This window comes from Mycoplasma sp. 773 (assembly GCF_053851515.1).
In genome coordinates, this window is the sequence record NZ_JBSQAV010000006.1 from 15,926 (window position 1) to 32,103 (window position 16,178).

Here is a 16,178-nt window from a genome sequence, read left to right on the forward strand (position 1 = left end):
AATATATTAGAATTATAACTAAATTTTATCTACCTTGCTCGATTTCTCTTTGCATTAGTTCGGGAATAGGGGCCTCAAGATGTATGTTTCTTCCCTTATTATCAATAAAATCTAGTTGTGCAGCGTGAAGCCTTTGATTAAAAGAATCAATTCTTTTATTATAAACAGGGTCCCCATAAACTGGATGCTTAATATATCCTAAATGCACTCTTATTTGATGAGTTCGTCCTGTCTTTAAATTACATTTTACTAATGTTTTATCTTTATTATCAATTTTCAAATATTCAAGACATTCAATCATTGTATATGCATTTTTCGAGTTTTGATCGCTAACAGCAAATTTTTGACGATTTTTTATATCTCTTCCAATGGGCAAATTAATATGCATTTTTTTGTTAGCTATTCTTCCATCAACTATAGCAATATATGTCCTGTTAATCTTATGTTCTTTAAGCAAAGAAGCAAAATAATTGTGAGTTGAATTATTTTTAGCAATAATCAATAGCCCGCTAGTATCTTTATCTATCCTATGAACTATGCCAAGTCTTAAAAGCCCATTAACATTACTTAAATTATTTTTAAAGTGGTACATTAAGCCGTTGACCAAAGTATTATTCCTGTGGCCGGGGGCCGGATGAACTACTAAACCCGAAGGTTTATTTATAACCAAATAATCTTCATTTTCATATACAATGTCAAGGCTGATTTCTTGTTCCTCAATCTTTATTTGTTTATCGATGACTCTAACAATTTCTATTTCATCATTGTTTTTGATAACAAATTTGTTTTTATTAATTTTAATTCCATTAACAAAAACAGCCCCCTCTTTAATTAATTCTTGAATATCATTTCTAGTTATTGAAGAATTATTTGCTATATATTTATCAATTCTTTCAGAATAGTTTGCAACAAGTTTCAACATAATTTTTAAATTATAACAAATGTTATAATAATAGCATGAAGTTTTTGGAAATCAAAAAATCAAAATTTATCCCCATTTTATTTAATATCAATTCAAAAGAAGATGTAAGAAAAAATATTGAATCTCTTTGAAAAGAACATAAAAAAGCAAAGCACATCGTTTATGCTTATATTATAAAAGACAATAATGTTATTATCAATGGATATACTGATGACCGTGAACCAAAAGGTGTGGCTGGGATTCCTCTTTATAGCTATTTAAATAGTAAAAATTTAAAAAATAAATTATTAGTTGTTATTCGTTATTTCGGTGGTATTGAATTAGGAAGAAGTAATTTATTAAGAGCTTACTTGCAAGCAGCCAAACTACTTTTTAATGAGTAAATAAGATTCAAATTCAAATATAAGTATCGTTTTTTAGAATTAATGTTTTAAATATTTTAATATTTAAAAGATCTATCATTACACTAGATTGAAATTTAGCAAAAATAATGGAGTAAAAATTTAAGGAATTTATTTTTAGATTTAGTTGAAACTACATGTTTTTTTAAAATTAACATCAATCATATCCTTGTATAATAACTAGTTTTATTAGTGTTTTTTTATAGTTACCAAACTATCAATGGTTATAACCTATTCTATCTTTAAGATATTAAACAAAACAAATCAATGTAACATGAAAGAAAGTAAAAAGCAATTATAAAAACTAAGAAAAACCCAAATATACTTTTTCTAATTCTTTCGAACCTTTTAAGTCAATCCTTTGAATTAAAATTATTTAATAAATTAAAACAAAACTCCATCTTGAGATCCTAAAAAAATAACTAACAAACTAGTATAGAAAAAACCAAAATTGCAAATCCAAGAAATAATGAGAAAGATAAAAAATCCCCTTTTAAAGATATAATAATATAAAATTTTTCCTAATTTTGAATTCTAATTTGTTTTGTATCCTTAGATTTTAATTTTATTTTGTGTTAAAAAACTTAGAACCCAACTAAAATAACAATAGTTTCAAAAAATGCTATTTTCACCCAATGTTCAAAAATTATGAATTATTTATATATAATTTTTTATTTATTTAGATTTAGCGATTATTAAGAAACTATAAACACTAATTTGCCTATTTTTTCTTGAAATAAAACTATTTTTTTGTTCTATTAATCTGGCATATTTATTAATATAATAATAAGATATATTTTATACCTAAAATAGCATAATAATAAATTGATTTATAGTAAATTTTTTCATTAAAAGGAGTAATATGAAGTTTAAGTTAAGCCCATTGTTAAGTGCAGTTATAATAGCTGCAACACCATTAGTAATTAGTGCTCAAAACAATATGGCCAACAATATCGATAAAGAGGAAAAAAATTCTAGCAATAATGTTAGCGTTTATGCAACCGAGGCAATATCGATACCCACAAATGATGACTATAATGATGTTGAAAGTTATAACATTTACTGAAAGACTGAAGCTTTTAAAACTCATTACAAAATGTTATTTGCATATAGAGTACTAAAAAAATTAATTAATTTTCAAGGTGAGAAATTAGACATACTTCCATATAAAGAAAAATTAATGGAATTTAAGATTTTTCCTGATGGTGTTTTTGATAATTTTAACAATGAATACTTTTTTTATGACCATAATTTTTTACATTGGGGAACCTTTATTAGATTATGATCAGATGTTAATTTTGACTATAATGTTTTCTTGCTTAATGAATACAAAAAATTAAACATTGATAGTGTTTATAAGGTTGCAGATGATTTAAGATCAAATGTAACTTCTGGAAAATTTTCATCAAAAATTAGTGATATTTATATAGTTCAAACTATTATTGCTCATTTTGAAGCCATTAATTTATTGATTAAACACAAAGAAAATTCAAATATTAAAAATTTGATAAAAGATCTATTCAAGGTGCAAAGTGGCATTAATTCTGCAGATCCTGCTTATTTAAATACCTTAAAAGATTCATTGCCAATTCTCGAAAAAATTAAGAAAGAAGCGAATGATAGTATTATTGAAGAAATCATAAAAGAAGTTGAATCAGAATTTTCACATGATAAGTTAATGTATGATGCATTAATTTCGGCACAAAAATCATACGGTTCTATCGAATACGATGAAAAAATTAAACCATTAGTTAAACTAGTTTCAAATTCTAGCACAATGGAATTTTTGGAAAATCTTAAAAATTCCGCTAACAATATTTATCTTAGTGAAAAACAAAAAGTCGATATGGCATTTGAAGATTTAAGAAACAAAGACCCTAATATTAAAGAAAAAATTAATAAAGTACGTAATGTAGGAATTTTAAGAGAACTTTATGCTGATATTATGGCTAAAAAAATACAGGAATATCAAAACGATGTAATGATATTAATTGAAAAAACAAAGGGTTCTAGCATGTATGATGATTTTATGAGAACATTTAGTACCATAAAAGAAAAAAATGAGCAGCAAATTGAACAAAGAAAAGTTGCAATAGAAGCTTTTGATAAAAAATGAAAAGATTTTGGCCGTAACCATACTAAAATTAATATTGATATTAAAAAAGAAAAAGATGAACTTAATACTAAATTATCAAGTCAAATAGAAAACCAAAGGATTACTATTGAACAATTTAATGATCTTAATGATAAATCAACTAATTTGTTTTCTGATGAAAACAACAAAACAAAATTGCTTATAAATAGCATCAACTCAGTAGACCAAAGAACTAAAAAACTTGAAGAATTAAAAAAAGCAAAAAACATTGAAGATCTACAAAAATTAATAGTAGAGGCACAAAAAATTAAGAATGTAGAAGATTTAACAAAAGCAAGGGAAGAAGCTACAAAAGCACTGAAAAAAATTGAAGGTTCAGTGAATTATGAAGAATATAAAAAACAACATAGTGAAGCGCAAGATGATATTAACAAACTAACTAAGTTAGCGGAAAAAATAAATGCTGAATACAAATTAAAAAGAAATGAAGTTGAAAAAAATCTAAAAAGTTTAGATGATAAAACAGGATTCGAACAAGCGCTAGAAGAAGCTGATAATATTCAAAAATTAAATAAATTAAATGAAGCCCTATTGAATCAAATAAAAGAACAAGATTTAAACAAATTAATAAAAAGAGCGCAAAAAGCTGTTGATCAAACTGAAGGTTCAGAAAGATTTGAAGAATTTAAAACGTTGTTCGCCAATGCAAAAAATGATGTTGTTAAACTTACTAATGTAGCAGAAAAAGCTGAAGAAATTTATAACATAGAAAAGCAAAAAATATTAGATACGTTTAACAAATTGTTAGATAAAAAGGATTATCAAACAAAAATTAATAATGCAAATAATATAAAGAATCTAAAAATTCTATTAAAAGAAATAACTCAAGAAAAAATACTTCAAGAAAATGCCCAAATAAAAAAAGAGGCGAATGATGCTATTGACAGACTAGAAGGTTCTGAATTAAAAAAACAACTAGGTAGGGAATTAAGCAGCAACAAAGAAAATACTAATAAAATAAAAGATATTGCAGCTAAAGCAACACAAGAATTTAATATGGAACTTAATTCTACAAAAGAAGAACTAAACAAGCTAATAAATTCAAATACAAAAAAAGAGTTAGAAAAATTGATAGAAAACGCCCAAAATATAAAAGAATTAAGAATTATTAAATTGAAGATTCAAAAAGCAATTACTGAGCAAGAAACAAAATCTAAAAAAGAAGGCAAATCAAAGATAAATGTAGCAGCGATTGTAGGGCCTCTTGTGGTAATACTAGCATTAGCTGGCGCAAGTGTTGGGACTTGATATGCAGTTAAACGTCATAAGATTCAAAAAAGAAAAGAAATAAACAAAAATTAGGTCAAAATAAGAAAGTCTTGAATCTCTTATGAGGTTTTAGACTTTTTTGTTGACAATTTTTAGCTAATAAAAAGCAAAAAAGTGTTACCATAAATAATTTTGTGCAATTTTTTTAAAAAACTTATTTCTTTTTGATAGCTCTTTAATAAGAGTTTATTTCACAACCCAAAATCAGTTAGAAAAATGAAATAAAGTTTGTTCCTAATTGGGGCCTGTTTTTAATCGATTACAAATTATTTTTGAAAAAAATAAATAATTAAAACAACCAAACAACATAATGTTGCTTGGTTGTTTTTGTATAATAAATTTAGATTTGTGTGGTTGCTATTCTCAAATCTCTTACTAAAAATAAGCCAGAGATAAATTTACACAAAATTATCTACACTACCACATTATTTTTTTATCAATCTTATTAATGATATTAGTGACAATATACCAAATATCGCAGCTATCGCTATACCAACATAAGATATAATTCTTATATCACCAAGTTTCAAAAAGCCGTTTAGTTTAAACACTAGTTTTCCGAGCGGTGTAGTAGCATTTGATAATAATGCTTCATTACTAAATGTAATAGAAGCAATTATTGATGAAACAACAAGTATTGGGAAGCTTATTATCAAACATATTACCCAACCAATTTTATGACCCATATTTTTTCCTTTCAATCTTAAAATAATTATATATGTTTTTTAAATGATAAACTTTTTTTTGGCCAGTTCATCATGCACATATTTTAGAAGTAGCATACAAACAATAAATAGTTTTTGAAGCTTTGTTTAATTTTTTTTGTATTGTCCACTATTAAATTAAAACAGGTTTTTTATAAAATAAATAAAAAAGAGACTTCGATATATTTCAAGTCAAGGCCTCTAAAAATATAGAATCTTATTTTTGTTCCATTGCATCATCTTGTATCATCATAGTTCTTTTATGCAAAACCTCGCACTTTTTCATTTTCACTTCATATGATATAACAAATGAAAATTGCACTGTATAAACAATTAATGATACAATTTGCCATACAAGAGCCCCGATTAAACCATTCAAGGCAGCTTCCTCACCTTTGATATTTTTATCTACAATACTCAAAATAAAGAAAATAATTCATCATAAGTTATTTAAAATAAAAATAAATAGCATTCAAGGACTTATTGATTTAAAGTTTCTTGTTTTTAATCCTTTTATTAATTGAGGCATAAAAGCTAAGGTTGTTCCCGCAGGCGTAATTAAACCAATAATAAGTGATGTAACTTTATCAAATACCGCAATTCTATTCCCAACAATTGGATAAAAATAACCAGTATTAATCTTTTGAAATACTAATACTATAAATACAGCGAATATCGAAGTTGCAAATAATTCTACTAAAACTATAGCTGCCGTTGCAAATTTTTTTTGATTTTTGGTAATTGCTTTATTATAGTGATATAAAAAATACATTGTAAAAGCATATATAAAAGAACAAATTAAGTTTGCTAAAAAAATGTATCAACCGTTTTCATCACCTGTAAATACACCATAAATTAACCAAATAATAATTCCAATATAAAAAATTCAAAATGAATAATAATTTATGTTTTCAGCTTTTTTGGTTTTAACAACCCTAACTAGTTGAGGAACACCTAAAAGAATTGTCGCTATCGCTCCTAATGCTCCAAAAAACTGAATAGATATTTCTAATGCTGTCATAACTAAAAAATTATACATTAATACTAATTTATAAACATAATATTGCCTAGTTTTTAATATTTTTTTATAGCAAAAACATATTATTAAAAATTATTATAAAAATCATCTAAATTTTGCTATGTAAAATTAGAACGTTCAAAAAAAAAAAAAAAAAACACCAATTTGGTGTTAAGTCATTTCTGAAATGGTGGCTCCGGCAGGAATCGAACCAGCGACACACGGAGCTTCAGTCCGTTGCTCTACCAACTGAGCTACAGAGCCATGGCGGTCCAGACGGGAATTGAACCCGCGATCTCTTCCGTGACAGGGAAGCGTATTAAACCACTTTACCACTGGACCGTGGTTGCGGAGATTGGAATCGAACCAATGACCTTTGGGTTATGAGCCCAACGAGCTGCCGCCTGCTCTACTCCGCTATATTATGGCGGGCAATGAGGGATTTGAACCCCCGCGGGCCGTGAAGCCCCTGGCAGTTTTCAAGACTGCTCCCTTCAGCCTCTTGGGTAATTGCCCATGGTGGACCCAACAGGACTCGAACCTGTAACCGACCGGTTATGAGCCGGTTGCTCTAACCATTGAGCTATGGGTCCTAAAATTTCACTATTGGGTTTTACATTTGGTAGCACCGAAGAGAGTCGAACTCTTGACCTTCCGGGTATGAACCGGACGCTCTAACCAACTGAGCTACAGTGCCATAATGGTGGAGAGGAAGGGACTCGAACCCTCTACCTCCTGCGTGCAAGGCAGGCGCTCTGGCCAGGTGAGCTACCCCCCCATAAATGGTGAAGAAGACAGGATTCGAACCTGCGACCGCTTGAGCCCAAGTCAAGTGCTCTACCAAGCTGAGCTACTTCTCCACACAGAAATTTTTGCTAAATGCTTTATTATTATATATTATTTTTTATGTTAGTTATTAATTTTTTTAAAAATCTTCGTTGTTTCAAATAAACTCATAATCCTTAATTTTAATAGTATCACCATCTTTAATATCTGAATTTTTAATTAAATCAAATACACCTAATGATTTTAATTTGTAATTAAATCTTCATAAATTATCAATAGAAATAACAGGAATTTTTTCATAAACCTTATAAATATCACTGCCAACAATTTCATAAGTATCATCAGACAGTTTGATAATTTCTATTTTCTTTTTATCTAGCGAAATAACAACAACTTCTTCAGATTCTTTTAATTCATTAACAATATTAATTTTGGCTTCTTGTAGAGTTTCTCATAATACCTTTTTTATTTCTTCTATATGCGAGTCAAACAATGATGAATTTTCTATTAATTTAATATTAGGGTACTTACTTTTAAATTTTTCTAAATGAGTTTGATATGATTCGAGATCAGATTTGTTAGCTACAACAATCTGTGGTAATTTTTCAAGTCTAAGATTATAAGATCTTAGTTCATTATTAATAATTTCATAATCCAAAATTGGGTTTTTATTTGAATCACCAAAATCAATAATGTGGCATATAACCCTACAACGCTCAATATGCTTTAAAAATTGAATCCCAAGGCCTTTGCCCTCCGAAGCTTTTTCTATCAATCCAGGCAAATCTGCGACTACAAAAGTATTTTCATAAAATTTAACTAAACCTAATTGTGGAACAAGTGTTGTAAAATCATAATCGGCTATTTTGGGTTTAGCATTAGAAATTTGAGATAAGATTGTGCTTTTCCCTGCGCTTGGTTTTCCAACAAAGCCCACATCAGCTAAAACTTTTAATGTTAGATGCAAATTAAATCTTTCACCTAATGTTCCGTTTTCACAAATTCTTGGAGCAGTATTTCTTGATGATTTAAATCTTAAATTGCCCTTACCACCTTTACCACCTTTAGCAATCAGATATTTTTCTTCTGTAACAATATCAGCAACTAACTTGCCATCATTATAAACCATAGTACCCAATGGCACCTTAACAATTAAATCATCAGCACCTCTACCAAAAGCATTTTTAGGTTTGCCGTTTTCTCCATCATTAGCAACAATCTTTTTTTGGTAGTAAAATGGCAATAATGTATTTTGCCCAGGATCGCCCTGAAAATATATTGAACCTCCATTTCCTCCATCGCCGCCGTCCGGACCGCCTTTATCAACATTAGCCTCACGACGAAAACTAATGATCCCATCACCGCCTTTTCCGGCAATAACCAAAATATCAACTTCATCTATAAATTTCATGTGTTTTATTTTATCAAAAATTTAGATAAATTTAGCCATTATGAGTAATTATTAAATACATTAAAAGCAACCTTTTTCAAAATTAACAAGGCTGCTTTTCTATTATTTAATTTACTTTTTTTGTGATTCAATGGTTTTATTTAATTGTTGCAATAATTCATCTGTTAGTGACAATTTTTTATAAAGATCTTCGATATTTTTCTTCCAATCTTCTTTTGCTTCTGAATCCGTTATTTTTTCTAGAAGCTTAGTTAGTTTTTCATATAATTCTTTCTGCTTTGCAAGGTTCTTAGTTCATGTTTCTTCTGCTTTGGCTCTTGCTTTTTGTGAAAATTCTTCAATTAACTTATCGCCTTTTTTTTCTGAAAATTCCGTTATAAGTTCTTTTATTTTTCTAAGAAGTTCTTCATCAACATCTTTATGCATACTTTTTTCTTCTTTAAGTTCCGAGAATCTACTATTAATTTTTAGATTTATTTCGTTAGCTAAATTAAGCAAGAAGGAAAGTTCTGTTTTATCTTGAGCTACTTTTTCTCTAGTTAGTTTATTTATTTCATCTCCATTAAGTTTAGATTGTAAATCATCAATCTTTTTATTAACATCATTTCATTTTTTTTCATAATAGGCAAGTAACTCTTCAAATTTTTTTATAATGCCATTTTTATCATTTGGTATATTATCATCTTCTTTTTTGATATTTGATTGATCATTCTTTTCTGGTTTATCATCATGTTTATCCATAGGATCATTTGGGAGGGGTGTTTGTTCAGGTTTTTGTTCAGGTTTTTGGGGATTTTTTTCTTCTTTTTTATTGTCATGTTTTGGATTATCTTGTTGAGGATTTTTACTTGACTGATCTTCTTGCTTTCCTTCGCCGGGATTTTGGGGATTCACTATTGGAGGAGTAGTATTACTTCCTTGATCTGGTGTCTCATGCTTACCAGGTTGTTTTTCTTTTGGCTTATTTTCAGGGTTGCCTTGATCGCCAGGTTTGCCGGGACTATGCGGATTGCTTGGTTCAGCTGGTTTTTCTGGTTTTTTAGGCCCTGGGTTAGATGGATTTGAACACGAAACCAACGCAGCTCCTGTAATGACTGGTAACGAAATAGATGTCAATGCTAATAGCAATTTATTTGATTTTTTCACTTGTTCTCCTTATTGTTAAATTCCTTATTTTGATAAAAAAGAATCTTTTTTGCTTTTATAGATATTCCATAATTTCAATTATATTATAAATGAAAAATGGTCTTATTTCTTAATAACTCTTGCAAATAAGATCTCGTTAGCCTCAGGATACAAATTATCAAATTTGGCAAAATTAGTTATTTGTTCGTAATTAATCAAATCTATCTTAATAAAACTAAATATTTTTTTCATCTTTTGAGGCATGACAACAGATAACATTAAGGCTATGCTATAAATCCCGTTAAGCAAGGTATTTAAAACGCAATTAAGTCTCTCTAAATCTTCCTTCAACAATCATGGTTTTGTTAAATCTATATATTCATTTAATTTTGAAGACAAATTAATAGCATTTTTAATTGCCTTATCAGCATGAAATTGATCAAATTCTTTTTTATATTCCTCATAATAAACACTTAATGAGTCTAATATTTTTTGATCGATTTCAAGCAAATTATTCTTATCAAAGAATGTACCGTTTGCAAAGTTTTGATTAACCATTTTGATAGTACGATTAACAAGATTACCAAAATTATTTGCCAAATCTGCATTTAGGACGTTAATTAAAAGTTCCTCACTAAAAGAAAAGTCATTATCGATATTAACCTGCGAACAAAAGAAATATTTAATTTCCTCAGCTCCGTATTTGTTAATTAAGGGAATTGGTTCCACAATGTTTCCTTTTGATTTTGACATTTTACCCTCGGGAGTAATAATTCATGAATGAACAACTTCTTTTGTCGGTAGATTGATATCAAGTGATTTTAAAAATATTGGTCAGTAAATTGAGTGAAAACGCGAAATTTCCTTCGCTAAAACGTGAACACGTTCATTACCATTACGCCAAAATTTATGATAATTATCATCGTTATTTGTTTCATATCCCAAAGCAGTTAAATAGCTGAATAATGCATCTAATCAAACATAAATAACATGTTGCTTTTCATCATTATTTTTTTGTTTAGGTACATTGATTCCTCAATCAAAGGAAACCCGAGTAATTGATAGATCTTCAATTCCTTTGGAAAGAAAATTACTCTTTAGCTCCTTGGCAATATTTTTATTAGTTAAAAAGTTAGAATTTATATCAAAAAATTCATTTATTCAAGGTTCCAACTTTTTCATATCAAAGAAATAGCTTTCTTCTTTAATTTCTTGAAGCTCATGACCTGACGTCGGGTGGTAATATCTTCCGTCTTTATAGATAGCTTGTGTTTTAGTAAAAAATTCTTCATCGCTAACCGAATAAAGACCTACATACTTATCTTTAAAAATAAATCCCTTTTCGTACATTTTTTCGAAAATTTTAATAATTGCTTGTTCATGTTGTTTACTTGTAGTACGACTGTAGAAATCATAGTTAATTTTCAATAAACCTCATAAATCAATAAATTTCCGAGATTGAATATCAACATATTCTTGAGGGGACAAATTATATTCCTCAGCTTTTTTTTGAATTTTTTGACCATGTTCATCAATACCGGTCACAAATAAAGTTTCATATCCTTGAGTTTTTTTATAATTTGCAAAAACTCATGCCAGTGTCGTTGTTAAGACATGACCAATATGTAAATTTCCGCTAGGATAATATATTGGAGTAGTTATATAAAATGTTTTTTTTGAATTATTCATGTTTTTCTCCTTTTTGTTTCATTGGGATATAAAGTTTTTGCGTTTCTAGGCGATATGAATGATCGTTTTTATCATCATTATGAAGATAAATATTTGGTTCAAAATACGTGCCTCAACCCGAGTTAAATCGTGATTCAACTAAACAAAATTTAGGTTGAGAATTGATTCTAGTGAAAACTAGTTGTACTCTTTTTGGTTCAAAATTATATTTGCGCAATAATGATATTAAATCAATATATCTAGCAATTGGAAGCACAACACTAAAATAACCTTTTTGCTCAATTATTTTAGAAGATAAAGAAATAAGTGTTTCTAAATCTAAATTAATTTCATGTGTAGCCAGTTTTTGCGCATATGTACCAGTTTTTCTAACTTGATTATAGTTTTCATTGTAGTAGGGTGGGTTAGCAACAATTGAAGAGTATTTCTTAGCAAGATTATTCCCACATTTAAAAGCATAATCTTTTGCATATTCTTTAAAATCAGCTTCAAAAATTTTTATTTGGTCTTCCAAATTATTTAAACATACATTTTGCTTAGCCAACAAAACTGCTTTTGGTTGAATTTCAACTGCGTCAATTTTTATTTTCTTGGATCTAGCGGCCATAAAGATTGATAATGCTCCATTATTTGTACCAACCTCGAGCATATTCGATACATTGCGATTAATTGAAACGAAATTACCTAATAAAATTGTATCAACTGAATAATTAAACATCTCTTTATCTTGATAAACAAAGAGGTCATTACCATATCCTAAGTTATTTTTAAAAACACCGATTTTTTTCATAATAACTAATTATAAATTAATATTTTTTTTGATACTGCATTAAGTTAGATTAATCTTTTTGTTTTAATAAAATGTTTAAAACCTCATAATTTATAAAAGCCTTATACATAATGATAAATAACAACAAACTAGTTATCAAAAAAACAAATATTTTCCTTAAGCAAATTAAAAACCAGAATGAACCTGGTTTTTAGTTTGAATTTCTATTTTTTTTCACCGGGGATGTCATATATATCAATAATCGGACCTTTACCCTTAATTCCGCCTGAGAAAAGATCATAAAGATTATCTCATTTTGATGGCCCACTTAAATCTTGAACTTTCGGTTTAGAATCACTTTTTTGTTCTTGTTTAGATTGCGCTTTTGGTAAGGATTGCATTGGTTTTGCTATACCAGGTTCATCATCTTCGTACCATGGTTCATTATGTTCTTTTTCATTATTTTTTGAAAAAATATCTAAATCACCATAAGATGCATCATCTAATGGAAAATCAAATCCATGATTGCCATCATCCTTAGTTTTGTCGTATTCTTTATATAAATTCTTGTAATAGAAGTTTTCAATTACATTCTTAATTTCTTCATTAGTTGGATCACCAAAATCAATTTCAATTTTTGGTGCTTCATTTTTTATATTATTTATAAGATTATTGTTAGTATTGATTGAATCAACTGAGTCTAGTTTAATTGCATTTTTAATTAATAGATCCTTAATTGGTTTATTTTGTTTTATTAAGTCTGTAAGAACTTCTTTTGAATGATGTTTCTTTAAATCTTCATAAACAATTTTAATATTATCGCCAAACTGTTGATTTTTATCTTTATTTGGAGTTTCTGGCTTCTTTGTTTCTGGGTTTTCTGGTTTCTTTGGTTCAGCTGGTTTTTCTGGGTTTTCTGGTTTAGCAGGATTTGCACATGATAGAGCTATAACTGGTGTTGCCAAAACAGGTAAAAATCCTAGAAAAAGTAATTTGCTTTTTTTCATTTTTCTCCTTATGTTTAATTGAGTTTATAAAGCATATTTTATAGTATTTTTTTTTTTTTTTTGTTTTGGCATAATTTCGCGATTAATGCTCTAATTATGACCAAAATTTAGACAAAACCAAGGCATTTATGAAGGCACTTTTTACTACTTAACATTATTCTAATTTACGTCATTGATCTAATAAAAATATATTTATTGCGAAAATATCACTAACATAAATTAGTTTTATTTAATTCGTTATTCAATCATTAAACTAAGAAATAAAAAAATGGCAAAACAGCCACTTTTTTGAACAAATTAATTTAATTTGTTCTTTTTGTTGTGGAATCAAAACCCTCTAATTTTAGTTTAAATTCACGCAAAACTTCATTCTTTTGATTATTAAGAATTTCAACTATTTCTTCTGCACTTTTTCCTTCAGAAACTAGCCGTTTTCTTTCTGATTCAAGTAAAAAGTTAATAAATTCATTTGCAGCATTAATGCTTTCTTGAATATTGTTTGGATTAATATTATTTGCCAATCAAGGAAAATCAATTTGGCTATTTGAGGAAGGCAACGCCTCATAGTTATTCAATAAGTTAATACTACATTCCATTGCTATTCTATCAGTAAGTTCCTTAAATTTTTTTGAACCTAATTTAGTGTAAATTTGATATGGGTTTTTTTGAGCATACTGAACTAAATGAGTGCTACGACGCAATTTATCCATAACATTAATATGGTCTTGCCATCCTGAATCAAAAACATTTAGGATAATATTTCTTTCTGATTTTACTAATGAAGTTAAACCATATTTTTCAATTATGTTTTGTCTTAAACGGTCATATTCCTTTTTTCAGATATTTGTTATATAATTTTTTAACTCTTCACGATCCATTTTTATAATTTCACCTGGTTCAAATTGATGCTGAGTTAATAGCATAAAATTACGATTTAGATATTCGGCAAAATTGTCAAAATCCATTGTGTCATTTTTCTTAACAAAATAAGGATTATTAACAATTTGCTTAACAGCCACATTAAACATCTTGTATATAATTGAACCCAAATCGTCTCGTTCCAAAATTAAGTCGCGTTGTTCATATATTAGGTCACGTTGTTGTCTAATAACGTCGTCAAAATTTAAAACACTTTTACGACTATCATAGTTAAAACCCTCAATTTTCTTTTGCGCTTTTAAAAATGCTGAACGAATTAATTCACCAGGAATAGGATTTGAACCATATTCCTTAAATATTTCCTTTCATCTATCTTGAACAGAAAATCTCAAAATTAATTGGTCATCTAACGATAAAAAGAATTTAGTATAACCTATATCCCCTTGACGGCCAGAACGACCCTTAAGTTGATTATCAATACGACGTGATTCGGCTTTTTCTGTTCCTAGAACGTATAAACCGCCATGTTCAATAGCTTCTTTTGTTGGCTTAATATCCGTTCCACGTCCTGCCATATTAGTAGCAATAGTTACAGCACTTGCTTGGCCAGCCTTTGAAATTATTTCAGCTTCGCTAGCATCCTGTTTTGCGTTTAAAACAGTATGTGGTATGCCTTCTTGCAATAAATATTCATGCAGAACCTCAGAATCTTCGACTTGTGCTGTTCCAATCAAAATAGGTTGTTTACGCTGAAAGGCTCTTTTTACTTCTTTAACAACGGCCATTCATTTAGAATGCATATCAACATAAATTTCATCTTTTTCATCTTTTCTAATAACTGGTTTATTTGTTGGAACAACATTAACACGCATATTATAGATATCAATAAATTCCTTTTCTTCCGTTTTGGCAGTACCAGTCATACCGCTAATTTTTTTAAATAATCTAAAGAAATTTTGATATGTAATAGTAGCAAGTGTCTTTGTTTCTGATTCAATCTCAACTCTTTCCTTCGCTTGAATTGCTTGCTGCAAACCTTCGGAATAGGCGCGCCCTTCCATAATACGACCAGTAAACGAATCTACGAGTTCGATCTTATCATTTCTAACAATATATTCAACGTCAAGCTTCATAACTTTATGAGCTCTTAATGAATTTTGAATTCTATGAACAAGCTCCGAATTTTCAAGATCATATAGATTTCTTAAATTAAAATATTTATTTGCTTTTTCAATTCCTTCATCAGTAAGATAAACAGATTTTGTTTCTTCGTCAATAAAGTAATCATTTTGGTTTAATGTTCTTACAAATAAATCTGCAATAGTATACATTGTACTTTCTTCATGATCACCACCGGATATAATCAATGGTGTTTTAGCTTCATCAATTAGAATAGAATCAACCTCATCCAATAAAATATAATCAAGCCCTCTCTGAACTTTTTCTTCTTTTGACATAACCATATTATCTCTTAGATAGTCAAAACCCAATTCTGAATGAACCGAATAAACAACATCACATGCATAAGCTTCTCTTTTTAAATTAGTATGCATTTGTGCTTTATTAATACCAACACTTAAACCGAGAAATTTAAAAACTTGCCCCATTTCCTCAGCATCACGTTCTGCTAAATACTCATTAACTGTTGAAACAATAACACTATTGCCGCCAATAGCATTTAAATAAACGGGGGCGATAGATGTAATAGTTTTTCCCTCACCTGTTTTCATTTCTGCAACAGAACCTAAGTCAAGAATAATACCACCTATCATTTGCACATCATAAGGTCTTTTGCCTAAAATTCTTTTTGTTGCTTCACGTGAAACGGCAAAAACTTCAGGTCTAATATCATCCTGACTCTCGCCTAACCTAATTCTTTCGCGAAATTCAATTGTTTTATTTTTCAGTTCCTCATCGCTTAATTTGGCAATACTTTCTTCTAATTGATTAACTTTTTTTAATGTTTGCTCTGCAATACGCATTTCAGTTGATTTGAATTTAAAAAATTTCATAATTTAATATTTTATATTAAATTTAGCAAAA

General features: G+C 28.6%; 11 protein-coding genes and 8 tRNA genes. 2 read left to right on the top strand and 17 right to left on the bottom strand.

The window, feature by feature from the left end:
• Positions 1-25 precede the first annotated feature (25 nt).
• The gene (locus ACWXVJ_RS01905) at positions 26-922 is read right to left on the bottom strand and encodes an RluA family pseudouridine synthase (protein WP_438340323.1); all 897 of its coding nucleotides are present in this window, start codon (positions 920-922) and stop codon (positions 26-28) included.
• 35 nt (positions 923-957) lie between these two features.
• On the opposite strand from ACWXVJ_RS01905, the gene ACWXVJ_RS01910 reads away from it, so the two are divergent.
• Complete coding sequence (locus tag ACWXVJ_RS01910) at positions 958-1,305, top strand: YigZ family protein (protein WP_455966342.1); 348 nt, start codon at positions 958-960, stop codon at positions 1,303-1,305.
• Between the two features lie 880 nt (positions 1,306-2,185).
• Entirely contained in the window at positions 2,186-4,780 is a 2,595-nt protein-coding gene (locus ACWXVJ_RS01915) for a hypothetical protein (protein WP_455966344.1), read from the top strand.
• Between the two features lie 392 nt (positions 4,781-5,172).
• Here ACWXVJ_RS01915 and ACWXVJ_RS01920 read toward each other — a convergent pair whose 3' ends face one another.
• The 16 genes from ACWXVJ_RS01920 to secA form a co-directional block, all read right to left on the bottom strand.
• Positions 5,173-5,433, bottom strand: coding sequence for a hypothetical protein (locus tag ACWXVJ_RS01920; protein WP_438340326.1), 261 nt, complete (start codon positions 5,431-5,433; stop codon positions 5,173-5,175).
• Between the two features lie 235 nt (positions 5,434-5,668).
• On the bottom strand, positions 5,669-6,472 hold the full coding sequence (locus ACWXVJ_RS01925) for a SemiSWEET family transporter (RefSeq protein ID WP_455966346.1): 804 nt from the start codon (positions 6,470-6,472) through the stop codon (positions 5,669-5,671).
• 185 nt (positions 6,473-6,657) lie between these two features.
• A tRNA-Phe gene (locus ACWXVJ_RS01930) sits at positions 6,658-6,733 on the bottom strand.
• Position 6,734: 1 nt separating this feature from the next.
• Positions 6,735-6,811: transfer RNA gene (locus tag ACWXVJ_RS01935), tRNA-Asp, on the bottom strand.
• 1 nt (position 6,812) lies between these two features.
• Positions 6,813-6,888 (bottom strand) — tRNA-Met (locus ACWXVJ_RS01940).
• A gap of 6 nt (positions 6,889-6,894) precedes the next feature.
• Positions 6,895-6,985 (bottom strand) — tRNA-Ser (locus ACWXVJ_RS01945).
• Between the two features lies 1 nt (position 6,986).
• Positions 6,987-7,062 (bottom strand) — tRNA-Ile (locus tag ACWXVJ_RS01950).
• Between the two features lie 27 nt (positions 7,063-7,089).
• Positions 7,090-7,166, bottom strand: a tRNA-Met gene (locus tag ACWXVJ_RS01955).
• Between the two features lie 4 nt (positions 7,167-7,170).
• Positions 7,171-7,247, bottom strand: a tRNA-Ala gene (locus tag ACWXVJ_RS01960).
• 5 nt (positions 7,248-7,252) lie between these two features.
• Positions 7,253-7,329 (bottom strand) — tRNA-Pro (locus ACWXVJ_RS01965).
• A gap of 65 nt (positions 7,330-7,394) precedes the next feature.
• Positions 7,395-8,666 (bottom strand): GTPase ObgE, encoded by a 1,272-nt coding sequence (gene obgE, locus ACWXVJ_RS01970; RefSeq protein ID WP_438340328.1) that lies wholly within the window; start codon positions 8,664-8,666, stop codon positions 7,395-7,397.
• A 111-nt stretch (positions 8,667-8,777) separates the two neighbouring features.
• Positions 8,778-9,812 (bottom strand): hypothetical protein, encoded by a 1,035-nt coding sequence (locus ACWXVJ_RS01975; RefSeq protein WP_455966348.1) that lies wholly within the window; start codon positions 9,810-9,812, stop codon positions 8,778-8,780.
• Positions 9,813-9,914: 102 nt separating this feature from the next.
• Complete coding sequence (gene metG, locus ACWXVJ_RS01980) at positions 9,915-11,480, bottom strand: methionine--tRNA ligase (protein WP_455966350.1); 1,566 nt, start codon at positions 11,478-11,480, stop codon at positions 9,915-9,917.
• Entirely contained in the window at positions 11,473-12,270 is a 798-nt protein-coding gene (locus tag ACWXVJ_RS01985) for a tRNA1(Val) (adenine(37)-N6)-methyltransferase (protein ID WP_444704791.1), read from the bottom strand. Before ACWXVJ_RS01985 ends, metG begins: the two co-directional genes overlap by 8 nt.
• Positions 12,271-12,473: 203 nt before the next feature.
• Positions 12,474-13,256 carry a hypothetical protein gene (locus ACWXVJ_RS01990; RefSeq protein ID WP_455966352.1) on the bottom strand — a complete coding sequence of 261 codons (783 nt, stop codon included), beginning with the start codon at positions 13,254-13,256 and terminating at the stop codon, positions 12,474-12,476.
• Between the two features lie 302 nt (positions 13,257-13,558).
• Positions 13,559-16,147 (bottom strand): preprotein translocase subunit SecA, encoded by a 2,589-nt coding sequence (gene secA / locus ACWXVJ_RS01995; protein WP_455966354.1) that lies wholly within the window; start codon positions 16,145-16,147, stop codon positions 13,559-13,561.
• Between the last annotated feature and the right edge of the window lie 31 nt (positions 16,148-16,178).